General features: G+C 71.8%; 20 protein-coding genes and 1 pseudogene. 11 read left to right on the top strand and 10 right to left on the bottom strand.

The genetic code is table 11. The features are described from left to right. Positions 1–13: 13 nt before the first annotated feature. Positions 14–1,612 (bottom strand): MFS transporter, encoded by a 1,599-nt coding sequence (locus tag D451_RS26575; protein ID WP_017535082.1) that lies wholly within the window; start codon positions 1,610–1,612, stop codon positions 14–16. A 355-nt stretch (positions 1,613–1,967) separates the two neighbouring features. Here D451_RS26575 and panB point away from each other — a divergent pair, with 355 nt between their 5' ends. Continuing rightward, positions 1,968–2,822: a 3-methyl-2-oxobutanoate hydroxymethyltransferase gene (panB, locus tag D451_RS0115200; protein ID WP_017535081.1), complete on the top strand. Its 855-nt coding sequence runs from the start codon at positions 1,968–1,970 to the stop codon at positions 2,820–2,822. Here the strand turns inward: panB and D451_RS0115195 are convergent. Together D451_RS0115195 and D451_RS0115190 are read right to left on the bottom strand one after the other, a co-directional pair. Next, positions 2,810–4,132 carry an MFS transporter gene (locus D451_RS0115195; RefSeq protein ID WP_017535080.1) on the bottom strand — a complete coding sequence of 441 codons (1,323 nt, stop codon included), beginning with the start codon at positions 4,130–4,132 and terminating at the stop codon, positions 2,810–2,812. The genes panB and D451_RS0115195 overlap by 13 nt on opposite strands. Next, positions 4,129–4,764, bottom strand: a complete 636-nt coding sequence (locus tag D451_RS0115190) for an ArsR/SmtB family transcription factor (protein ID WP_169336176.1) — start codon at positions 4,762–4,764, stop codon at positions 4,129–4,131. The genes D451_RS0115195 and D451_RS0115190 overlap by 4 nt, the downstream gene beginning before the upstream one ends. 188 nt (positions 4,765–4,952) lie before the next feature. Here D451_RS0115190 and D451_RS0115185 point away from each other — a divergent pair, with 188 nt between their 5' ends. Next, positions 4,953–5,993, top strand: a complete 1,041-nt coding sequence (locus tag D451_RS0115185) for an LLM class F420-dependent oxidoreductase (protein ID WP_014912050.1) — start codon at positions 4,953–4,955, stop codon at positions 5,991–5,993. 51 nt (positions 5,994–6,044) lie between these two features. On the opposite strand, the gene npdG is transcribed toward D451_RS0115185, so the two are convergent. Both npdG and D451_RS0115175 read right to left on the bottom strand, forming a co-directional pair. Then, positions 6,045–6,740, bottom strand: coding sequence for an NADPH-dependent F420 reductase (gene npdG / locus D451_RS0115180; RefSeq protein ID WP_014913149.1), 696 nt, complete (start codon positions 6,738–6,740; stop codon positions 6,045–6,047). A 56-nt stretch (positions 6,741–6,796) separates the two neighbouring features. Next, positions 6,797–6,988: a hypothetical protein gene (locus D451_RS0115175; RefSeq protein ID WP_014911821.1), complete on the bottom strand. Its 192-nt coding sequence runs from the start codon at positions 6,986–6,988 to the stop codon at positions 6,797–6,799. A gap of 130 nt (positions 6,989–7,118) precedes the next feature. On the opposite strand from D451_RS0115175, the gene map reads away from it, so the two are divergent. From map to D451_RS0115135, 8 genes are all read left to right on the top strand, one after another. Next, positions 7,119–7,970, top strand: coding sequence for a type I methionyl aminopeptidase (gene map / locus D451_RS0115170; RefSeq protein ID WP_234305850.1), 852 nt, complete (start codon positions 7,119–7,121; stop codon positions 7,968–7,970). A 455-nt stretch (positions 7,971–8,425) separates the two neighbouring features. Next, positions 8,426–8,998 (top strand): hypothetical protein, encoded by a 573-nt coding sequence (locus tag D451_RS0115165; protein WP_026125091.1) that lies wholly within the window; start codon positions 8,426–8,428, stop codon positions 8,996–8,998. 65 nt (positions 8,999–9,063) lie between these two features. Beyond that, the gene (locus D451_RS0115160; RefSeq protein ID WP_014913275.1) at positions 9,064–9,897 is read left to right on the top strand and encodes a M55 family metallopeptidase; all 834 of its coding nucleotides are present in this window, start codon (positions 9,064–9,066) and stop codon (positions 9,895–9,897) included. A 206-nt stretch (positions 9,898–10,103) separates the two neighbouring features. Then, entirely contained in the window at positions 10,104–11,495 is a 1,392-nt protein-coding gene (locus D451_RS0115155; protein ID WP_014910214.1) for a M20/M25/M40 family metallo-hydrolase, read from the top strand. A 95-nt stretch (positions 11,496–11,590) separates the two neighbouring features. Then, entirely contained in the window at positions 11,591–12,607 is a 1,017-nt protein-coding gene (locus D451_RS0115150; RefSeq protein WP_017535077.1) for a S66 peptidase family protein, read from the top strand. A 77-nt stretch (positions 12,608–12,684) separates the two neighbouring features. Next, positions 12,685–12,957, top strand: coding sequence for a helix-turn-helix domain-containing protein (locus tag D451_RS0115145; protein WP_017535076.1), 273 nt, complete (start codon positions 12,685–12,687; stop codon positions 12,955–12,957). Positions 12,958–13,111: 154 nt separating this feature from the next. Next, positions 13,112–15,085, top strand: coding sequence for an acyl-CoA dehydrogenase family protein (locus tag D451_RS0115140; RefSeq protein WP_014909212.1), 1,974 nt, complete (start codon positions 13,112–13,114; stop codon positions 15,083–15,085). Between the two features lie 80 nt (positions 15,086–15,165). Continuing rightward, positions 15,166–15,756, top strand: a complete 591-nt coding sequence (locus D451_RS0115135; RefSeq protein WP_026125090.1) for a PadR family transcriptional regulator — start codon at positions 15,166–15,168, stop codon at positions 15,754–15,756. Positions 15,757–15,774: 18 nt separating this feature from the next. On the opposite strand, the gene D451_RS0115130 is transcribed toward D451_RS0115135, so the two are convergent. Continuing rightward, positions 15,775–16,524: a VOC family protein gene (locus tag D451_RS0115130; RefSeq protein ID WP_017535075.1), complete on the bottom strand. Its 750-nt coding sequence runs from the start codon at positions 16,522–16,524 to the stop codon at positions 15,775–15,777. Between the two features lie 123 nt (positions 16,525–16,647). Here D451_RS0115130 and D451_RS0115125 point away from each other — a divergent pair, with 123 nt between their 5' ends. Continuing rightward, positions 16,648–17,940: an MFS transporter gene (locus D451_RS0115125; protein ID WP_017535074.1), complete on the top strand. Its 1,293-nt coding sequence runs from the start codon at positions 16,648–16,650 to the stop codon at positions 17,938–17,940. A 48-nt stretch (positions 17,941–17,988) separates the two neighbouring features. Here the strand turns inward: D451_RS0115125 and D451_RS27370 are convergent. From D451_RS27370 to D451_RS0115105, 4 genes and pseudogenes are all read right to left on the bottom strand, one after another. Then, positions 17,989–18,579 (bottom strand): annotated as a pseudogene (locus tag D451_RS27370) (hypothetical protein); the annotation flags it as partial. A gap of 282 nt (positions 18,580–18,861) precedes the next feature. Further along, a complete protein-coding gene (locus tag D451_RS0115115; RefSeq protein WP_017535072.1) occupies positions 18,862–19,509 on the bottom strand; it encodes a TetR/AcrR family transcriptional regulator in 648 nt (215 codons plus the stop codon). A 22-nt stretch (positions 19,510–19,531) separates the two neighbouring features. Continuing rightward, positions 19,532–20,704 carry an acyl-CoA dehydrogenase family protein gene (locus D451_RS0115110; protein ID WP_017535071.1) on the bottom strand — a complete coding sequence of 391 codons (1,173 nt, stop codon included), beginning with the start codon at positions 20,702–20,704 and terminating at the stop codon, positions 19,532–19,534. Then, positions 20,701–22,797, bottom strand: coding sequence for an ATP-binding protein (locus D451_RS0115105; RefSeq protein WP_017535070.1), 2,097 nt, complete (start codon positions 22,795–22,797; stop codon positions 20,701–20,703). The genes D451_RS0115110 and D451_RS0115105 overlap by 4 nt, the downstream gene beginning before the upstream one ends.

Below are 22,797 nucleotides of genomic sequence, written 5' to 3'. Positions count from 1 at the left end.
CCGCTCTCGCTCCCTAGGCCTCGCCCTTCGACTCCCCCTCTTCGCTCGAGGCCCTTTCCCGTCGACCCGAGCCCTCTCGCCCTCGAGCCGCCGGTGTCCCGCGCGGCATCCAGATCCCCACCATCAGCAGCCCCAGCAGACCGGTCACCAGGGAGACCGTCGCCGCCATGTGCAGGCCCGCCAGGAAGGCCGTCTTGGCGGGGGCGATCAACGCGTCCCCGCTCGCGCCCAACGTCTTGGCGAACGCCACCGTGGACTCGATCGACTCCCCCACCGAGGGGTCGGGGTGACGGTGCGTCTCCTCGGTCACCCTCGTCAGCGTGGGCTCGATCGCCGGCCGGTAGTGGAAGGAGATCACCGCGCCCAGGACCGCGACCCCCATGGCGGTGGAGACCTGACGCACCGTGTTCTGCACCGCCGACGCGGAACCCGCCTTGCCCGGCGGGACCGAGGCCATGATCGTGTCCGTGGCCGGGGTGAGGACCACCGCCATCGCGGAGTTCTGGAGGAAGAAGAACACGACGATCAGGGCGACCGGGGTGGTCTCCTGGAGCTGGGTGTAGAACGCGAAACAGCAGCACACGACGGCCACGCCCACGAGCGCCAGGTTGCGTCGGCCCACCAGCCGCACCAGGGTCGGGCTGAGCGGGGCGAAGATCATCTGGCCCAGGGCCGAGGGGAGGATCAGCAGCCCCGCGACGAGCGGGCTGAACTCGCGCACGCTCTGCCAGTAGAAGCTCAGGAAGAAGATGATCCCGGCCATGCTGAAGAACAGCACCATGATCACTGCGATGGACACGCTGAACCCGGGGTCGCGGAAGAAGCGCACGTCCAGCGAGGGGTTCGGGGTCCGTGCCTCGTGCACCAGGAACAGGACGAGCACGCCCACCCCGAGGAGCAGAGCGCCGTACACGTCCACGTCGAACAGGGAGGCCCGCTCCCCCGCGGTGATCACCCCGTAGATCAGCAGCACCAGACCGGGGATCGACAGCGCCACCCCCAGCAGGTCGAGACGGCCGGGGTTCTCGTTCCTGGACTCGGGGACGAGGAAGAACATCAGCGACAGGCCGATCAGGACGAACGGCACGTTGATCAGGAAGATCGAGCCCCACCAGAAGTTCTCCAGCAGCAGCCCGCCGGCGGACGGTCCGATCGCCAGCGCCAGGCCGACCGCCCCGGCCCACAGGCCGATCGCCCGTCCCCGTTCCTCCTCCGGGAACAGATTCCTGATCACCGACAGGGTCTGCGGCATGACCATGGCGGCGCCGAACCCCATCGCCGCCCGCGCCGCGATGAGCTGTTCCGGTGTCTGCGAGTAGGCGGTCAGGGTCGAGGCCGTACCGAACACGATCAGTCCGGACACCAGCATGCGTCGCCTGCCCCAGCGGTCACCGAGGATGCCGAAGGTGAACAGCAGCCCCGCGAACACCAGGGTGTAGGCGTTGATCGCCCACGCCAACTGCGCCTGGCTCGCGCCGAGCCCCTTCGACGGATCGGAGAGGGTGCGCAACGCCACGTTGAGGATCGTGTTGTCCGCCACGATCACCAGCAGGCAGATGATGAGCACCGTGAGCCCGCCCCACCTGCGCCGATACGCCGTCCGCTCGTCCACAGGGCCTCTCCTCGTCCACCGGCCGTCCGGGTCCGTGGGACACCTACCCGGGGCCGGCATCGTGCCGAACCTCTCCTGTCGGGCGCGCACCCCCCGGAGGGGAATGTTCGGATCTGTGAAGCCGTTGATCTCGCGGAGACGGCGGCATGCGATGATGCCCTCGGGCACCCCGCTCACCCGTTCTCCCCACCGCACCGGTCCCCCGGACGGCGGGGGCGACGGGCGTGGAGGCCGTCCCACGACACAGGTATTCCCCCCGGGGAACACGCGCTCCGACGAGCGCATCACACCATCTTTTCGTCCACAGGTCCGGAGACACCCCGCAGGTGCTTCGAGACAACGGAGGAAGAACACCATGAACACCACGCCCAAGACGCCCGAGGCCGGCAACGCCCTGTACGGCGGGGTCACCAACCGCCGCGTCACCATCAGGGACCTGGCCCGGGCCAAGCAGCGCGGCGAGCGTTGGCCGATGCTGACCGCCTACGACGCCCTCACCTCGCGGATCTTCGACGACGCGGGCATCCCCGTCCTCCTCGTCGGCGACTCGGCCGCCAACGTCGTCTACGGCTACGAGTCGACCGTGCCGATCACGATGGACGAGCTGGTGCCCCTCACCGCCGCCGTCGCCCGTTCCACCAAGCGGGCCCTGGTCGTGTCCGACCTGCCCTTCGGCGCCTACCAGGGCTCCCCTCAGCAGGCGTTGGAGGCGGCCTCCCGGTTCATGAAGGAGGGCGGCGCCCAGGCGGTGAAGCTGGAGGGCGGCCGGGCCGTCGCCCCCCAGGTCGAGCTGCTGGTCTCGGCCGGTGTGCCGGTGATGGGCCACGTCGGTCTGACCCCGCAGTCCGTCAACACCCTGGGCGGCTACCGCGTGCAGGGGCGCGGCGAGGCCGCCGAGGAGCTGCTCAAGGACGCCAAGGAACTGGAGCGCGCGGGCGCGTTCTCGGTCGTGCTGGAGGCGGTCCCGGCCGACCTGGCCGCCGAGGTGACCCGACAGCTGTCGATCCCCACCATCGGGATCGGCGCGGGCGCCGGGACCGACGCCCAGGTGCTGGTGTGGCAGGACATGGCCGGGCTGAGCCCCCGGGTGGCGAAGTTCGTCAAGACCTACGCGAACCTGGCCGACACGCTGCGCGACGCGGCCTCCGAGTACGCGGACGAGGTCGTCAACGGCGCCTTCCCCGCCGAGGAGCACACCTACAAGAGCTGATCCGGTTCGGGGTCGGGCCCTGGGTCCGACCGTGACCGCGTGCGCCGGTCGGGGTTCTCCCCGGCCGGCGTTCCCGTGTCCGCGCCCGGTTCCTCCGTCGAACGGTCGAAGGCCCGTGCCGCCGCCCCGAACATCGGGAACAGGACCGCCGCCAGATGGACGAACGCCCCGGCCGCCAGGACCGGGGCCACCCCCAGGAGCCCGATCGCCGCGCCGATGCCGGGGGCGGCGATGGGCGCCCCGACTCGAGTGAGGGCGCCGAGCATGGACATGCCCCGGCCGACCATGGTCAGGGGCAGCCGCTCGAAGATGATCGCCGAGAGCAGGGGGTTGATGAGCCCCCCGAAGAGCCCGGAGGCCGCCCACACCGTCAGGACGACCCACAGGGGCACGTCCAGGGCCAGGACCAGGACGCGCGGTGGCCCGGCGACCGCCATGCAGAGGAAGAAGGTCGCCTTCCGGGGCAGCCGGTGGCCGGCCCAGGCCGCGATCAACGACCCGAGGATCGACGCCCCGCCGAGCGCTCCGGCCACGAACCCGACCGCCTCGGGCCCCATTCCGCCCTGGTGCGCCCAGATCGGCAGCGCCAGACTCATCACCGCCACGTCGACGATGTTGGTCACCATGATCATGACGGTGAGGGTCCGCAGGGGAACGTCGCCCCAGATCGCCCGCCATCCCGCGTGCAGCCGGGTGAGGTAGCCGTGTCCCTCCTCCGGGTCGGGACCGGCCCGGCCGACCGTCTCGGTGTCGCGGCGCAGCAGGACCGCCGTGACCAGCGCCGACGTGATCATGAGCGCCGCGTTGAGGTGGAGGGCGGTGAGCGCGCCCAAGAACGCGACCACCGCTCCGGCGGCGATCGGTCCGACCGTCATGGAGAGACGGTCGACGGTGCCGGTGAGTCCGGTGACCCGTTCGACCCGCACCCCGGCGGCGCGGGCGACGAACGGGGCCAGGGAGACCTTCGCCGCCTCGGAGGGGCCGGTGGCGAGCCCGATCACGGTGACGAGCGCGAGCAGGAGCGGAAAGGGCAGGAGGTCGGCGGCGAAGAGCAGCGGCACGGCGGCGAGCGCGGCGGCCGCGAGGAGGTCGACCCGGATGCTGACGGCCCGCTGCCCGATCCGGTCCAGGAGGGGGCCGACGAACAGCCGGGCCAGGGTGTAGGCACCGAGCTCGCACAGGGTCACCAGACCCATGTGGGTCGGGCTTCCGGTGGTCTCCAGGACGAACCAGGGGATGGCGATCATCGCCAGGCGGGTGCCGAGATAGGCGCACGCCTGCGCGAGGATCAGCCCGGTCATGGGCCTCACGGCGCACCCTTCTCGGCGCCCGGGGGAGCCTCGGTGTCGCCGAAGGGTTCCCGGTCGGTCTCGGGGAAGGGAAAGGCGGTGAGCTGGACGTTCACCGCGCGCCCTTCGGGGTCTCCCTCGTGCGCGTATCGGGCGAGCGTCTCGCTCAGCTCGGCGCGGAGGCGTTCCATCTGCTCCAGGTTCAGGTGCAGGACACGGTCGGCCATGAACTGGGCCTCACGCCACCCTTCGGGCTGCGAGGCCCACAGGTCGACCGCGGCCGCCATGCGTTCGGACCAGCGGGCGGCGAGGGCGTGGCGCAGGGCGGTGCTGAGTTCGGGGACCTCGGTGTCCAGGTGCTCGGGCATACGGAATCCCTTGTGGAGGACGCGCCACCAGCGTTCACGGGCGGTGCCCAGGGCCGGGTCCTCCTCGATGAAGCCGTAGGTCTCCAGTTGGCGCAGGTGGTAGCTGGCCGAGGCCGAGGAGATGCCGAGTTCGATGGAGACCTTCTTGCCGGTGGCCGGGGCCGCCTGAAGGAACTGGTAGACCCGCAGCCGCAGGGGGTGGGCCAGTCCGCGCAGGGAGTGGGCGTCCAGGACCGCGGCCTTCTCGAAGGGGTCGGGGACGGGGGTGGGGTTCTCGCCGTTCATGCCGAGAAGGTAGACGCCCAAGGTTCTTTGGCCAAGACCCCTTGGCCAAGAGATCTTGGGGAGGGGCTTCGACCAGGGCCTTCCCTCGATGTGAGGCGGACCACAGACCGAATGTCGCTCGGTAGTACAGTGACGCCGACACCAGGACCGCCACGGGCCGGTTCCCGGCCCCACCGGGAGGACAGCAGATGCGCATCTCGATGCCGCTCCAGTACGCGGGCGAACCGAAGGACGCCGTCGCACAGGTCGCCGAGCTGGAGAAGGTCGGACTGGACACCGTGTGGGTCGCCGAGGCCTACGGCTTCGACAGCCCCACCCTCATGGGCTATCTGGCGGCCCGCACCGAGCGCGTGGAGATCGGCTCGGCGATCCTGCCCATGTACAGCCGCACCCCCACCCTCATCGCGATGACCGCCGCCGGGCTCGACCACCTCTCCGACGGACGCGCGCTCCTCGGGCTGGGCGCCAGCGGCCCCCAGGTCATCGAGGGCTTCCACGGCGTCCCCTATACCCGGCCGTTGACCCGCACACGGGAGACCATCGAGATCTGCCGCCGGGTGTGGGCCCGCGAGGAACGGCTCACCTACGACGGCGACGTCTTCACCCTCCCGCTGCCGGCCGACCAGGGCACCGGACTGGGGCGTCCCCTCAAGATCATCAACCACCCGGTGCGCCCGCGCATCCCGATCCACGTGGCCTCGCTCGGCGTGAAGAACGTCGAGATGACCGCCCGGATCGCCGACGGCTGGCTGCCGCACCTGTTCATCCCGGAGAAGGCCGAGAGCGTGTGGGGCGAGGCGCTGGCCCGGGGCCGCGCCGAACGCGACCCCTCCCTGGGCCCGCTCGACATCACCGCCGGCGGTCTTCTGGCCATCGGCGAGGGCGAGGACACCAAGAGACTCCTGGAGTTCACCCGCCCGATCATCGCCCTGTACGTGGGCGGCATGGGCGCCAAGGGCAAGAACTTCTACAACACGGTCGCCCGGCGCTACGGCTACGAGGAGGCCGCCGAGAAGATCCAGGACCTGTACCTGGCCGGCCGCAAGGACGAGGCGGCCGCCGCGGTCCCGGACGAGTTCGTGGAGCTGACCAACCTGGTCGGCCCCGAGTCCTACGTACGCGAACGGGTGGAGGCCTTCCGCGCCGCCGGGGTCACCCGACTCAACGTCACCCCCATGGGCGACGACCCCGCCACGCTCATCGGCAAGATCAAGGAGTGGGTCTCCTGATCCGACGCGGTGCCGCCCGGAACCGTTCGGGCGGCACCGCGGGGCCCGTGTTCACAGGCCGGTGACGCGGATCCCGGCGTGGGTCTTGTAGCGGCGGTTGACCGCGATGAGGTTGGCCGTGAGCGCCTCCACCTGGTGGGCGTTGCGCAGTCGGCCGCCGAACACGCCCCGCGCGCCGGGGATGGTCCCGGCCAGGGCTCGCACCACGTCGGTGGCCTCGCGGTCCTCGCCCAGGACCAGGATGTCGAGCTCGATCTCGGCCACCTCGGGATCGAGCAGGAGCACGGCCGACACGTGGTGGAAGGCGGCGGTGACCCGGCTGCCCGGCAGGACCTCGGCCGCCTGTTGGGCGGCGCTGCCCTCGGGGACGTCGAGGGCGTAGGGGCCCTTCTTGTCGAAGCCGAGCGGGTTCACGCAGTCCACGACGATCTTCCCGGCGAGCCGGTCCGCCAGCGAGACCAGCAGTTCGCGGTGGCCGTCCCAGGGCACCGCCACGACGACGATGTCGCCCATGGCGGCCGCCTCGGCGTTCTCCAGCCCGTGCACCCGGATCTCGGTGGCCTCCGCCTCGACCAGGTCGTTCGCGGCCTTGGCGGCGCGTTCGGCGCTGCGCGAGCCGAGGTGGACGGTGTGCCCGGCCAGGGCGAACCGGCGGGCCAGGCCTCTGCCCTGGTCGCCGGTGCCGCCCAACACCGCGATGCTCTTCCCGGTGATGTCCACGTCCTGTGGTGTGCTCTGTTCGGTCATGAGGCGATCCTGTCAGAGCGCTCCCTGCCGGAGAACGCGCAGGGCCGCGCGCCGGCTCAGCGTCCTTCCTCCTCCGACTCCTCCTCGTCCCAGGCCTCGTTGCGCTCGGCGGCGATGCTCAACGCTCTGGCCGCCGTCTCCCGGTCCGGGTAGGGGCCCAGCCGTTGACTGTTGGGACAGCCCTTTCCGTGCTCCACCTCGTCGTGCTTGAGACAGAACCACCAACCGTCGTCCTGAACGTCCGTCACGGTCGACCACCTCTCGTCGTTCCAGGGCCTCGTTCGGGCATCTACCCGCCCCCGGCGCGCTCTTCACACGTGTCACGTGTCGGCGTCACCGGGTACGGGCGGGTGCCCTCCGCCAATACAATCGTTGTCCATGACTACTCCGCTGGTTCCTGGGCGCATCTCGCCGCAACGTTCGGTCCCCTCGCACATCGTCCGCCCGGAGTACGTCGGCAAGAAGTATCCCGTGGAGGGGGTCCTGGGCGATGTCCAGGACGCCGAGACCATCGAGCGGCTCCGGGTGGCCGGCCGGATCGCGGCGCAGGCCCTCGAAGAGGTCGGCAAGCACGTCGAGCCCGGTGTGACCACCGACGAGCTCGACCGGATCGGCCACGAGTTCCTGCTGGACCACGGCGCCTACCCGAGCACCCTCGGCTACAAGGGCTACCCGAAGTCGCTGTGCTCCTCGCTCAACGAGGTCATCTGCCACGGCATCCCCGACGACACCGTCCTGTCCGACGGCGACATCGTCAACATCGACATCACGGCCTACAAGGACGGCGTGCACGGCGACACCAACGCCACCTTCCTGTCGGGGAACGTCTCCGAGGAGAACCGTCTCCTGGTGGAGCGCACCCGTGAGGCGACCATGCGCGCGATCAAGGCCTGCCGCCCGGGGCGACAGATCAACGTGATCGGTCGGGTCATCGAGTCCTACGCCAAGCGCTTCGGTTACGGCGTGGTCCGCGACTTCACCGGCCACGGCGTGGGCCCGGAGTTCCACTCCGGCCTGATCATCCCGCACTACGACGACCCGCGCGCCACCACCGTGATGGAGCCGGGCATGACCTTCACCATCGAGCCGATGATCACCCTCGGCGGCGTGGAGTACGACCTGTGGGAGGACGGCTGGACCGCCGTGACCGCCGACCGGAGGTGGACGGCGCAGTTCGAGCACACGCTGGTCATCACCGAGAGCGGCGCGGAGATCCTCACCCTTCCCTGAGCGTGGCCTCCCAGGACCTCGGACCCGTTCCGGGGTCCTTTTCGCGTGCGGGGTCCGGAACGCCCCGATCGTGCCCGCGCGTCGGAGGAACGGACCCGCGACCCGGCCGACGAGGCGACGCGTTCCGCCGTACCCGCCGGCCTTAGAATCCTGAACCATGCACCAGAGCGCGCGCCGATCCGGACCACGGATCGCCGGTCGCGCCGGTGCGGGCACGGCGCCACCCGGGTGACCGTTCCCGTTCCGGGACCGACCGGTCCGCGCTCCCGTGAGGTCGACGGTCCGGACCGCGACGTCGCTCGGACCGTGCCCCTGCCCCGCGCACCGAGGACGTTCACCCGGCGCGGCCGGGTCCCGCGCCATGGGAGTCCCGGCGCCCCCTGCCGAGAACCCTGTACGAGGCTCATGCCATCGACCGCCGACCCTCTCCGACCGACTCACAGGGATCCGATGTCATGGCGATGTTCGTCCACCTGACGCCCCGGGCCAACGCCGCCCGCGTCGAACACGCGGGGGTGCGCCCCACACTCGGGCAGAAAGGGACCAGTGGGGTCTTCTGTTTCCCCACGCTCCCCTCCTATGCCCTCACCCACCACTGGTCGCACGAGTTGAGCCGTCACCACGGACCTCGCGGCCTGATCGCCATAGACGTACGGCTTCCGGACGACGAACCGGTGACGGTCGGCCACTTCGCCGACGGGAACGGGCCGCGGGCGGTGACCGCGGCGGAGGCGGTCCGGGTGATCGTGGCGCTGCGCGATCCGCTCGGCTGGGAGGTGGTCGTCCCCCGACCGATACTCCGCGAGGAGGTGCAGGCCATCCGGGAGATCCGTTGGACGTCCGGCCGGGGCCCCTTCCCCGAGTCCCCCTCCCCTCTCCTGCCGGCGCCTCGGCACGACGAGTTCCCCCAAGGCCCCCTCCCCGAATCGCTCACCCTCGCCGACCTGCCGGTGTCCCTTCCCGGCCTTCCCCGGCTCAGTCCCGTCCCCGGGCAGGTCGGAGGAGGAGAGCCCCCACGAGGGCGCTGAATTCGTCCGTTCGATGCCCGTGGACCCATGGCCCCACGGGGTGCGCGCGGGCTAGGCTCTGGCGGATGAAGATCCTCATCTCCGCGGACATGGAGGGCGCAACGGGCGTCACCTGGCCCGCCGACTGCGAGCCCGGGACCGAGCAGTGGCAGCGCTGCCGTTCGATGTTCACCGGCGACGTCAACGCGGCGATCGTCGGTCTCTTCGAGGGCGGCGCCACCGAGGTGTTCGTGAACGAGGCGCACTCGACCATGCGCAACCTCCTCTTGGAGCGTCTGGACGAGCGGGCCACCATGATCACCGGCCGCCACAAGGAACTCTCGATGATCGAAGGGGTCCAGAGCGGCGACGTGGACGGGATCGTCTTCCTCGGCTACCACTGCGGTGCCGGGGAGGACGGGGTCCTGGCCCACACCTATCTGCCGAACGCGATCACCGGGGTGTGGTTGGACGGCGTGCCCGCGAGCGAGGGTCGGCTCAACGCCGCCGTGGTCGCCGAGTACGGTACCCCCGTCATCCTGGTCACCGGCGACGACAAGGCCTGCGAGGACGCCGCCTCCTACGCCCCGCAGGCCCTGACCGTCGCGGTCAAGGATCACGTCAGCCGCTACGCCGCCCGCTGCCGTCCCCCCGCGCGCACCGCCGCCGACATCACCGAGGCGGCGCGCAGGTCCCTGGCCCCGGCCGGCCGGGTCGAGCCGGTCGCCCCCGCGCCCAGGACGGTGGAGGTCGAGGTGGACTCCGCCCAACTCGCGCAGGCCGCGGCGATCGTCCCCGGGGTGACCCGGACCGGTGAGCGCCGGGTGCGTTACACCTCCCCCGACGCCTATGAGATGATCCGGGCCTTCAAGACGGTCACGACCATGATCTCCAACCACATGGAGAAGGACTACGGCTGACCGTCCCCGCCTCGCCCGGAGGGTCTCCTCCTTCCGAGCGGTTCGGCGGACAATCGACGGGGTCGACAGGTAGAACTGTCCCCGGGGTCGGTAACGGATCGTGCCGTTCGGCACGGGCCGCCCCGGGCGTCGCCCCTGCCCGCGCCCCTCCATCGGCGCGCGACGACTCCGTCCTCATCACCTGTACCCGACGAAAGGCCGACTCCGTGGGCCACAACGACACCTTCCCGTCCGACAGTGCCCGAGAGGCGGCCCTGACGGCGGCGGGCGAGGACGCCATCCACCTGACCCGCGAGCTGATCCGACGCGACTCCACCAACCGGGGCGGAGGCGAGGGCGACGAGCGCGCCGCCGCCGAGTTCGCGGCCGAGGCCCTCGGCGCGGCCGGGCTCTCCCCCGTGATCCTGGAGTCCGCGGACCGCAGAGCCAACGTGGTGGTGCGCGTCCCGGGCACCGACCCCGACGCGGACGCCCTGCTGGTCCACGGACATCTGGATGTGGTGCCCGCCGACGCCCACGACTGGTCGGTGCCGCCGTTCTCCGGTGAGATCGCCGACTGCCCGGTCACCGGTGCCCCCGCCCTGTGGGGGCGCGGCGCGGTGGACATGAAGAACACCATCGGCATGGTCACCGCGGTCGTGCGGCACTGGTCGGAGATGGGCCTGCGACCGCGTCGCGACATCGTGCTGGCCTTCGTCGCCGACGAGGAGGACAGCGCCGCCTATGGGGCCGACCACCTGGTGCGCGAGCACGCCGATCTGTTCGAGGGCTGCACGGTCGCGATCGGCGAGGGCGGCGGCCACACCGTGCACGCCCGCTCCACCAACGGGGACCCGGTCCGTCTGTACCCGATCGGCGCGGCCGAGCGGGGCAGCGCCTGGCTGACCCTGCGCTCGCGCGGTACCGCGGGCCACGGGTCGCGTCCGCCGCGCGACAACGCGGTCGGCACCCTGGCCGCGGCCATCGCCCGGATCGACGAGCACCGTTGGCCGCTGCACATGACGCCGGTCACCCGCGCCGCCATCGAGTCCATCACCAAGGCCCTGGGGGTGGAGCGCGCGCACGGCGACATCGAGAGCAACGAGGCGGTGGACGCGTTGATCGCCCGGTTGGGGACGGCGGCGCCCCTGGTCGCGCCGACGGTACGCAACAGCGCCGCCCCGACCATGCTCTCGGCCGGGTACAAGGTCAACGTGGTGCCGGGCGAGGCGACGGCGGGGGTGGACGGCCGGGTGCTCCCCGGCGCCGAGGAGGCGTTCACCGCCGCCATGGACGAGCTGACGGGGAACCGGGTGACCTGGGAGTACGCGCACGGGTCACCGCCCGTCTCCGCCCCGGTGGACTCCCCCGCCTTCGACGCCCTGCGTTCGGCGCTGCTGGCCCACGATCCGGAGGCCCACGTGGTGCCGGTGTGCCTGTCGGGCGGCACCGACGCCAAGGTCTTCGCCCGGTTGGGGATCGACTGCTACGGCTTCTCCCCCATGCGTCTGCCCGCCGGGATGGACTACCCCGGGCTGCTGCACGGGGTGGACGAGCGGGTGCCGCTGGACGGACTGCGGTTCGGCGTGCGGGTGTTGGACGGCTTTCTGCGTTCTTGATGACCCGGGAGGGGCGTCGACGGGTACGACCCGTACGGCGCCCCTCCCTTTTCGGGTGCCCGAGGGCGGGTGCCCTGGAGGAGACGACGAAAGGGATGGGGACCGACGTGGGCGAGTCGACGGCCGAGGTGCGCGAGGGGTTCGAGGAGCGTAAGGGGGTCCCCGGGGCGTCACGTCCCGTTCCGTCTCCGCTGAGGCGTCCGCCGAGGCTGCGTCGAGGCGACCGGGTGCGGTTGGTGGCCCCGTGCAGTCCGGTCCCGGCCGCCCAACTGGACGCGGCGGTCTCGATCCTCACCGGGTGGGGGCTGGAGGTGGAGACCGGCCGGCACATCCGTGACCAGCACCCCGTACTGCCCTACCTGGCCGGGGAGGACCGGGATCGGGCCGCCGACCTCCAGGAGGCCTGGTGCGATCCCGACGTGCGCGCGGTGTTCTGCGCGCGCGGTGGCGACGGCGCGCACCGGATGCTCGACCTGCTGGACTTCGACGCGATGCGCGAGGCCGGGCCCAAGGCGCTGATCGGGTTCAGCGACATCACCGCCCTGCACGAGGCGTTCGCGATGGAGCTGGGGGTGACGACGGTGCACGGCCCGGTGGTGGGCACCCGCTACTTCGTGGGCGACGAGCCGGCCCAGCGGGATCTGCGCACGACCCTGTTCTCGCCCGAGGAGCGTCTGACGCTCACCTCGCCCGCCACGCGCGCGCTGGTCCCGGGCCGGGCCGAGGGGGTGCTGTTCGGCGGGAACCTGAGCCTGCTCAACGACGGGCTGGCCACACCGCACAGCCGGCTCTCCGCCGCCGGGGGGATCCTCGTGTTGGAGGACATCAACGAGGACGCCGCGCGCCTGGACCGGATGCTCACCCACCTGCTGCGCACCGGGTGGATGGACGGTGTGGCCGGGGTGGCGTTGGGCACCTGGACCGACTGCCCGCCGGACCCGGAGACGATCGCCGAGTTGATGCGCGACCGTCTCGCCCCGCTGGGGGTCCCGGTGCTGTGGGGTCTGGACTTCGGTCACTGCGCCGCCCAGCTCACCGTTCCGCTGGGGGTCCCGGCGGTCCTGGACGCCGACCTCGGGACCCTGGAGGCGCTCGTCCCCGTTCTGGAGTGAGGTCCGCGCGTCGAGCAGCCCCCTCCCGACCTCGTTCTTCTCGATCGGGGTCGGGGAGGCCGGGTTACACTCGGCCCATGGTTCGTGAACCGTTGACCCAAGAGCAGATCCAGCGCGGCCGGACCCTGGGCGCCCTCCTCCGCCGGGCACGGGCCGACCGCACGATGGTGGACGTCGCGCGGGACTCCGGCATCTCGGTGGAGACCCTGCGCAAGATCGAGGGCGGCCGCATCCCCACCCCCGCCTTCTTCACCATCGCGGCCGTCGCCACCACACTGGGCCTGTCCCTGGACGACCTCCTGGCGCGGACCGACGACCCTCTCTCCCCGCCCCGCGACGTCGCGGTGTGACCCGCACGACCTCTCCCCGGGGACGGAACGCCCCCACCACCGCCTACGTTGGTTTCCACACCCGTGTCCCGGGCGTGTTCGGCACTCCCGCGCGTCGGGATGATGGTCACATGAGGGGCACGGGCGCGTGTCCGGACGACCACAGGGGGAGCAGATGAGCGAACAGGCACCGCTGACACCGAACGAGACCGAACTGCGCGGTCTCCTGGACGGGCGCTGGGCGCACGTGCGAGAGCGGGCCAGGGACGTCGTTCGAGGCGAGCGGTTCGCCCCGGTGTACGGCCTGTCGGTGGAGGAGCACCGGGCCCGGACTCTGGACCAGCTCATGGCCCTGACCGAGACCGATATGCCCGGCTACGGCTTCCCCGAGTCCGTGGGCGGCAGCGACGACGTCGGCGCCTCCGTGGTGGCCTTCGAGATGCTCGTCGCCGACATGTCCCTCATGGTGAAGATGGGCGTGCAGTTCGGGCTGTTCGGCGGGGCGATCAAGGCCCTGGGCACCGACGACCACCACCGGCGCTACCTGCCCGACGTCATGAGCGTGGCGCTGCCCGGTTGTTTCGCGATGACCGAGACCGGCCACGGTTCGGACGTGCAGCGGCTGCGCACCACCGCGACCTACGACCCGGCCACCGAGGAGTTCGTGGTCCACACGCCCGACGAGGCGGCGCGCAAGGACTACATCGGCAACGCCGCCCGCGACGGTCGCGCCGCCGTGGTCTTCGCCCAGTTGCGCACCCCGGGCCCCGACGGCCTCATCGAGCACGGTGTGCACGCCCTGATGGTGCCGATCCGCGACGAGGACGGCGCGGCGCTGCCCGGGATCACCATCGAGGACTGCGGCCCCAAGGCCGGCCTCAACGGCGTCGACAACGGCCGGCTCTGGTTCGACCAGGTGCGCGTGCCCCGCACCGACCTGCTCAACCGCTACGGCGACGTCTCCCCCGACGGCACCTACTCCAGCCCGATCGAGAGCCCCAACCGGCGCTTCTTCACCATGCTGGGCACCCTCATCCGCGGCCGGATCAGCGTGGCCGGCGGCGCGGGCAGCGCCACCAAGGCCGCCCTGACCATCGCCCTGCGCTACGCCGACACCCGCCGCCAGTTCACCCGTCCCGCCGCCGACGGCCGTCCGGCGGAGGAGGTGCGGATCCTCGACTACCTGGCCCACCAGCGCAAGCTCCTGCCGGCCCTGGCCCGCACCTACGCTCTGCACTTCGCCCAGGAGGAACTGGTCACCGGGCTGCACGAGCTCTCCCGGAGCGAGGAGTCCGACGACCGTGCCCAGCGCGAGCTGGAGTCCCGGGCCGCCGGTCTGAAGGCGGTCGCGACCTGGCACGCCACCGCGACCATCCAGACCTGTCGTGAGGCCTGTGGCGGTTCGGGCTACCTGTCGGAGAACCGGATCCCGCAGCTCAAGGCGGACTCGGACATCTTCACCACCTTCGAGGGCGACAACACGGTCCTGTTGCAGCAGCTCACCAAGGGGCTGCTCACCGACTTCAAGGACTCCTTCGGCGACCTGGACCAGCTCGGCCTGGCGAAGTTCATGGCGGGCAAGGTCTTCGAGACCGTCATCGAGCGCACCGCCGCGCGGCCGTTGATCGAGCGGCTGATCGCCGCCGCCCCGGGCCGGGGCGACGAGTCGAGCCTGTACAACCGGGGTTGGCACCTGGAGCTGTTCGAGGACCGCGAGAAGCACGTCATCGAGGGTCTGGCGGCGCGCCTGCGCCGTTCCAAGAAGGACGGCAGCGACGCCTTCGAGGTGTTCAACCAGGCCCAGGACCACGTCCTGGAGGCCGGTCGGGCGCACATGGACCGGGTGGCGCTGGAGGCGTTCGTCGCGGGTATCGACCGTTGCGGCGACAAGGCCACCGCCAAGCTGCTCAACCGCCTGTGCGACCTGTTCGTGCTGTCCGTGATCGAGGAGAACCGCGGCTGGTTCCTGGAGCACGAGCGGATCTCCACCTCGCGCGCCAAGGCGGTCACCGCGGCCGTGAACGAGCTGTGCCGGGGGCTGCGCCCGTACGCGGTGCCGCTCGTGGAGGGCTTCGGTCTGCGCGACGAGTGGCTGGGCGCCCCGATCGCGTTGGGCGCCGAGCACCGACGCCAGGGCGACCGGGACTGAGGTCCGGAGCGACCCTAGGCCCCGTGAAGCCCGTCTTCGCGGGGCCTATGCTTTTGCGGACGTTCAGAGGAGGTGGGGCCATGTCGGCGATCCGGTTGTTGGTGCTCGGCGCGATCCGGTCGCGCGGTCGCGCGCACGGGTACCAGGTCCGTTCGGATCTGGAGTCGTGGGGCGCGCACGAGTGGTCCACGGCCAAGCCGGGGTCGATCTACCACGCGCTCAACCGGATGGAGCACGAAGGCCTGTTGGCCGCCGAGGAGGCCGCCGTCTCCGGAGGGCCGCCGCGTACCGAGTTCACCCTGATCGGGGACGGCGAGCGGGAGTACCTGTCGCTGCTGCGCGACGCCCTGGCCGCCGAGCACGACGCCCGGGTGGACGTGGTCTCGGCGGGGCTCGGCTGTATGACCGACCTGCCGCGCCCGGAGGTTCTGACGCTGCTCCGCCGCCGGTTGGAGAGCCTGGAGGGGTGGCGTTCCAGCGTGCTGGAGCACCACGATCCCGAGGCCCCCGTCGACGAGGAGATCGGGGCCGTCGGTGAGGTCTTGGGCTTCTGGGTGCACTCGGCCGAGTCGGCGGCGGGGTGGACGCGCTCCCTGATCGAGCGGATCGAGGGAGGCGCCCACGTCTTCGCCGGCGAGGAGGGGTGGCGTCCCTCCGGCATCCCGAGCTAGGAAGTGCCCGGGGAGCGCCTACTCGTCGCGCCACTCGACCAGGTCGGCGGCGCGTTCCAGCTCCTCCCGGACCGTATGGCGCTCCTCTTCGGTGAGCTCCTCGGCCATGATCGGTTCCAGCGCCCGCCGCCACTCCTCGGCCTCGTCGGCGCGGTCCAGGGCGGTGGCCAGCTCCACGAGCACCGCGTGGGCGGTGGCGCGCTCCAGGGCCGAGGCGGTCTCACCATGACGCTTGAGCGCGGACCGGGCCCTGCGGTAGGCGGCCGCGTCGTCGGTCTTGAACTCGCGATAGATCCGTACCTGGTCCAGTGCCTTGGCCAACCCTTCCAGGGCGGCGGAGCCCCCGTACTCCACCTCCTCGGGTTCGCCCCTCTGGATGAAGATCAGCGAGTTGCCCGAGGGGTCCACGAGTGTGAAGCGGGAGGCTCCGGGGCGGTACCGGGTGATCCGGGGCAGCCCTCGGGACAGGACCTTGCCGTGGGCGGCGCGCATCGCCTCGGTGAAGGCCGAGTGGTAGGGGGCGACGTGGTCGACCATGACGAGGCAGCCGCCGGTCATCTCCGTCGTGGGGTCCATCCCCCGGGGTCCGGCGGAGAAGTGCACCTGGAAGCCGCTCAGTTCGAAGGCCAGGTACACGTAGGGCTTGAGCTGTCGTGAGACGACGGTGAAGCCGAGCGTCTCGTAGAAGGCGAGGGTCGCCTCGGGGTCGTGGGTGTGCAGGGTCGGGATGGTGGTCTCGTTGGGGCGGATCGACGCGTTCCGGCTCATGGCCCTCCCGGGTTCGTGGTCGCCGGACCACCCTACTAGTCAACTTTGACTAGTTGACTCCCCCTTCCTCCCCGAGCCCCTTCGCTCTAGGGTGGAGCCTCATCATGTAAGGCAGGTCACACCGTGAGCACCTCCCCCGCGCCCCGGTCGCCCCACCCCGCCGACGACCCCCCTCCCGCCGCCCTCGCCGAACCCACCCGTCCCGTCCGTGCCCTGTGGGTGGCCGGCGTCAGCCTGGCCAACCTCGGGATGTGGATGGCCTTCTTCGGCCCTCTCCAGGTCCTGCTCCCCGAACAGATCGGCCACGTCGCCCCCGACGGCAAGGAGACCGTCCTGGCCTGGGTGACCGGGGTCGGCGCCGCCATGGCGATGATCGCCACCCCGCTGATCGGGGCGCTGTCGGACCGCACGACCGGCCCGCTCGGGCGCCGCCGCCCCTGGGTCCTGGCCGGGGCCGTACTCGGCGCCGTCGGACTGATCGTCCTCGGCCGGCAGGAGAGCGTCACGGGGATCCTGCTGGGCTGGTCCTTCGTCCAGACCGCCCTGTCCTGTCTGAACGCCACCCTGCTCGCGGCCGTCCCGGACCACGTGCCGCGCTCCCAGCGCGGGGCGGTCTCGGGCTGGGTCGGCGTGCCGCAGTCGGCCGGGGTGGTCGCCGCCGTGGTGCTGGTGACGGTCGTGGTCACCGAGATCGCCCCCGGCTACACGCTCATCGGGCTGCTCACCCTGGCCTGCGCCCTACCGTTCGCGCTGTTCTCACCCGACCCGCCGCTGCCCCACTCGGCCCGGCCGGCGTGGGGCGCTCTGCTCCGGGATCTGTGGGTGTCGCCCCGTCGGCACCCCGACTTCGCGTGGGCGTTCCTCACCCGGTTCCTCATCGGCACGGGGAACGCCATGTTCATCCTGTACCTGTTGTACTTCCTCCGGGACGCGGTCGGCTACGAGGAGCGTTTCCCGGGTTCCTCCGCCGCCGACGGCCTCCTGACCCTGATCCTGGTGTACACGGCGGCGGTGGTGGCCACGACCGTGGTGGCGGGGATCGTCTCCGACCGGCTGGGGCGCAGACGGGTGATGGTCTGCCTGGCCGGGGTCGTCATGGGGGTGCCCGCGTTCATGGTGGCGGCCTCACCCGAGTGGACCACGTTGCTCGCGGGGGCGGTGGTGCTGGGCGTGGGGTTCGGGATCTTCCTGTCGGTGGACAACGCCCTGGTCACCGAGGTCCTGCCGACCGCCTCAGGGCGCGCCAAGGACCTGGGGATCGTCAACATCGCCGGGGTCGGACCGCAGGTGATCGCCCCCGCCCTGGCCGGACCGATCGTGGTGCACCTGGGCGGATACCCCGTCCTGTACGCCGTGTGCGGCCTGGTGTCCCTTCTGGGGGCCGCCGCCGTGTGGCGGATCGAAGGCGTGGCCTGACCTCGGGATCCTGCGCAGCAGCCGGCCGATCGACGCCTTGGGCAACCGTTCGGCGACGGTCGTCTCCGTACCCTCACCGACCCGGGGCGGGGGCGGCCCCTCCGTGCTCGCCTCGGGTCCTCGATCCGCCTCGGCCCGCAGACGCGCGGGCTCCCACCACCACCAGTGGGTCTCGGGGACCCAGGCGGGCACCTCGGCGAGGCTGGCCTCCTCGGCCACGGCGGTCAGCGCCTCGTCGATGCGCGGGATCGCCTCGATGTCGCCCGGGCGCATGAAACGTTCCCAGGGGACGAACTCGTCACCGAGGATCTGGAGCATGGAACGGCGCCAGCAGGCCGGACGGTAGCCCTCGTGGCGTCCATGGTCGGCGGCGGTCTGGGTGCGCACCACGTAGAGGCCGACGCGGTCCGGGTTGCTCCCGCCGACCAGGAGTTCGGCGAGGGTGGCGTTGAGGTCCCGGCCGGCGGGCGAGCCCCGCTCGGCGGCGCTGGTGGCCTGATAGAGGTCGAACAGCCGCGCGAAGGCGGTGTCCATCAGGGAATCGCGGTCCCTGCGCCGCGCGGCGCTCTCCGCGAAGGCGTCCACCACACGTTGGGCCAGGCCCGGGAGGTCCCTGTCCGTTCGCACACCCACCGACACACCATCCCGTCCGTTCACCATCGCGACCGCGTTCCCGCGGCCACGCCCCTGTCCGGCCCTCCCGATCATAATCATCGGTCGCGAGGGAGTGTTTTTCGGATGCTTTCGCCCGGCATCGGCGGAGCCGATCCTCGGCGAGCGGCCGCCGGGCGATCTCTCGCCAGACGACGAGCGAGAGTCAGCCCGGGTTTGGCTGTCCGAGCGACGTCGGCGCCGCGAGAGGAAGCCCGGCCACGCGAGCGCGTAATGATCCGAAAAACACGACCGAGGGCGGACAGAAGGTTACCGCTTGGTAGTGGAGCGTGGGGAACGGGTGGGCGGAAGGGGTTCGCGAAGCGTGCGATCGAGCATCACGGCCCACTGGGCGACCACCCGCCGCCGGCGCGCGGTGTCGTCCGTGAGCAGATTGGCCAGCCCCAGCCCCCGGGCCAGGTCGAGGGTGGCCTGGACCGCCTCCCGGTTGCCGGGGATCGACTCGTCGGCGCCGAGCAGCTCGACCACCGCGTGGTGCACCGCCCGCCCCACCTGTTCCTCCAAGGGGATCACCCGTTCCCGTAGGGCCGGGTCGCTGGCGGCGGCCGCCCACAGTTGCAGGGCGGCGTCGAAGTCCGGACCGCTGAAGGCGTCCACCACCATCTGCACGACGGCCTCGGTACGTTCGGGGCCGGCCGGGACGGCGTCCGCCCGGCGGCGCAGGTCGGCGCTCCGGCTCTCGACCATGTGCCGCAGCGCCGCCAACAGGAGCCCCTCCCGGGTCGGGAAGTGGTGCTGGGCCGCGCCCCGGGAGACCCCGGCCCGTTCGGCGACCGCCCCCACCGTGGCCCCGGAGACCCCCCGTTCGGCCAGGCAGCCGACGGCGGCGTCCAGCAGCCGGGCCCGGGTGACCCGGCTGCGTTCCTGTCTCGGTTCCCGGTCCGATGCCGTGTCCACCGCGCGCCTCTCCCCTTGGTCGTCAGTACGACTTGGGCAACCCGAGGGACTGCTGGGCCACGTAGTTGAGGATCATCTCCCGGCTGACCGGGGCGATCCGGGCCAGACGGGCGGCGGCGATCGCCGAGCCCAGCCCGTACTCGGAGGCCAGCCCGTTGCCGCCCAGCGTCTGAACCGCCTGGTCGACCGATCGCACGCACGCCTCGGCGGCGGCGTACTTGGCCATGTTGGCCGCTTCCCCGGCGCCCGCGTCGTCGCCGGCATCGTAGCGGAGCGCCGCGTGCTGGGTCATCAGGCGTGCCTGCTCGGTCTCGATCTTCACCTGGGCCAGCGGATGCGCCAGCCCCTGATGGGCCCCGATGGGGCGATCCCGCCACACCACGCGCTCCTTGGCGTAGGCGACCGCCTTGTCGAGCGCGTGCCGGGCGCTGCCGGTGGCCAGGGAGGCTGCCATGATCCGTTCCGGGTTGAGGCCGGCGAACAGTTGCAGGAGTCCGGCGTCGGGGTCTCCGACCAGGGCGTCGGCGGGCAGCCGGACCCCGTCCATGAACAGTTGGTACTGATGGTCCGGGCTGATCAGATCCATCTCGATGCGGCGGGCCTCGAACCCGGGGGTGTCGGTGGGGACCACGAACAGGGCCGCCGAGAGTCGTCCGGTGTCGGTGTCCTCGATCCGGCCGACCACGAGGACCGCGTCGGCGACGTCCACACCGGAGATGAAGGTCTTGCGGCCGTCGAGCACCCACTCGTCGCCGTCGCGTCGGGCGGTGGTGGTGATGCGGTGGGAGTTGGAGCCGGCGTCGGGTTCGGTGATGGCGAAGGCCATGATCCTCTCGCCCGAGGCCAGCCCGGGGAGGAGACGTCGTCGCTGGTCGGGGGTGCCGAAGCGGGACAGGACGGTGCCGCAGATGGACGGGGAGACCACCATCATCAGGGTCGGGCAGCCCGCGGCGGAGAACTCCTCCAGCACGGCGGCCAGGTCCCCGATGCCGCCTCCCCCGCCGCCGTACTCCTCGGGGATGTTGACGCCCAGGTAGCCGAGACCGCCCGCCTCCTTCCACAGTTCGGTCAGGTAGGCGCCCTCCTTGGCCTTGGCGCGGTAGTACTCGGAGCCGTAGCGGGAGGCGAGCGCGGAGACCGCGGAGCGCAGTTCGCGGCGTTCGGTCGGTTCGTCGAAGATCATGGCACCGGTCACGGGTTCGACCCTTCGTCGACGGGGTGGGAGGGGGTGGTGCTCTCCGGGGGACCTGAGGGTTCCTCGGTCCCGGTGTGGTCGAGGACGGCCAACGGTGTCCCGGCGGGCACCCGCTCGCCCGCCTTCACGGGAAGCTCCCGCACCGTGCCGTCGGCGGGCGCGGTGACGCGGTGCTCCATCTTCATGGCCTCCATACGCAGCAGGGTCTGGCCCTCGCGCACGCTCTGCCCGACCTCGACGTCCACGGCGGTGATCGTGCCGGGCATGGGGGCGGGCAGCGCTCCCGGGTCGACGCGCGTCTCGGGGACGGGCAGAGGGTCGACGGGGGTCAGGACGACCGTGCCGGACGAGGACCGTACGTGGACGCTTCCCGGGGCACCGGGGGTCGCGGGGGCACGGTGGATCTCGAAGGGGCGGCGTACCCCGTCCGTCTCGAGGACGACCAGGTCGGGGGCGACCGACAGGACTCGGACGCCCTCGGCGGCGGGCCGGTGGACACCTCGCTCGGAGTGGAAGGAGGAGACGATCTCGCGTCCGTCGTCGGTGCGGTGTCTTCGCTCGTGCGGGGCCGAGGGCACGTTGCGCCATCCGGCGGGCGCCCCGACGGGGGTCGGCCCGCGGCCTCGGGCGGCCTCGATCGCGGCGAGGGAGGCGGACAGCGCGGCCGCGCGTTCGGTCTCCTCGTCGGCCAGGGGACGGGCCAGGGCGACGAGCCTTTCCCCGGTGAGCAGCCCGGTGTGCAGGCGCGCGGGGTCGACCAGATGGGGGTCGCCGAGGATCCGTACGAGCAGGTCCCGGTTGGTGCCCACCCCGTGCAGGAGGGCGGTGGAGAGCGCGGCGGACAGGCGGCGCAGGGCGTCGCGTCGGTCCCGACCGTGGGCGACGACCTTGGCCAGCAGCGGGTCGAAGTCCGTGCCGACCTCGTCGCCCGCCTCCACCCCGTGGTCGAGGCGGACGCCGTACCCGGCCGGCGTCTCGAAGAAGGCGGTCGCGGCGGGCACCTCGAAGGCATGCAGGGTACCGGTGCGGGGTCGCCAGTCCCGGCGCGGATCCTCCGCGTACAGACGGGCCTCGATCGCGTGACCGCGGGGCTCGGGGGGTTCCGGGGCCGGGAGAGGTTCCCCTTCGGCGATCCGTATCTGCCACTCCACCAGGTCGAGCCCGGTGACGCATTCGGTGACGGGGTGCTCGACCTGGAGTCGGGTGTTCATCTCCAGGAAGACGGGCTCGCCCGGACCGTCCTCGGTGACGGGGACGAGGAACTCGGCCGTCCCCGCCCCGGTGTAGCCGATGGCGGCGGCCAGATCGCGGGCGGCGCGGTGCAGCCGGGCGCGGAGCGCGTCCGGCAGCCCGGGGGCGGGAGCCTCCTCCAGCACCTTCTGGTGGCGTCGCTGAACCGAGCAGTCGCGTGCGCCCACCGCCCAGACGGTGCCGTGGGCGTCGGCCAGGATCTGCACCTCGACGTGGCGACCGCGTTCGACGTAGGGCTCGCAGAACACCTCGGGGTCGCCGAAGGCGGAGGCGGCCTCGGAACGCGCGGCGTCGATCTCCCCGGGCAGCGTCTCCAGGTCGCGCACCACCCGCATGCCCCGGCCACCGCCGCCGGAGACCGCCTTGACCAGGACCGGCAGGTGTTCGTCACGGACGTCGGCCGGGTCGAGCGCGTCGGCGACCGGCACCCCGGCGTCGCGCGCGACCCGTTTGGCGAGGGTCTTGGACCCCATGCGTTCGATCACCTCGGCGGCGGGGCCGACCCAGGTGAGCCCGGCGTCGACGACGGCGCGGGCGAACCCCGCGTTCTCGGACAGGAAGCCGTAGCCGGGGTGGACGGCGTCGGCCCCGGCGCGGCGGGCCGCGTCGACCAGGGCGTCGGGGTCCAGGTAGGCGTCCACGGGTCCGCGCCCCTCGGGAACGGGAAGGGCCGCGGCGATGTCGGCCTCCCGCACGTGCGGCGCGTCCTCCTCGCCCGGGGTGTGGACGGCGACGGAGGACACCCCCAGGGCGCGGCAGCTCCGAAGGACACGGCGGGCGATCTCTCCCCGGTTGGCCACCAGCAGGGCGGTGACCGGGGTGACGTGGTCGTCGGGGGACAT

This window comes from Nocardiopsis alba DSM 43377, from assembly GCF_000341225.1.
In the GTDB taxonomy this organism is placed as follows: domain Bacteria; phylum Actinomycetota; class Actinomycetes; order Streptosporangiales; family Streptosporangiaceae; genus Nocardiopsis; species Nocardiopsis alba.
This window is presented reverse-complemented; position numbering and strand designations above follow the sequence as displayed.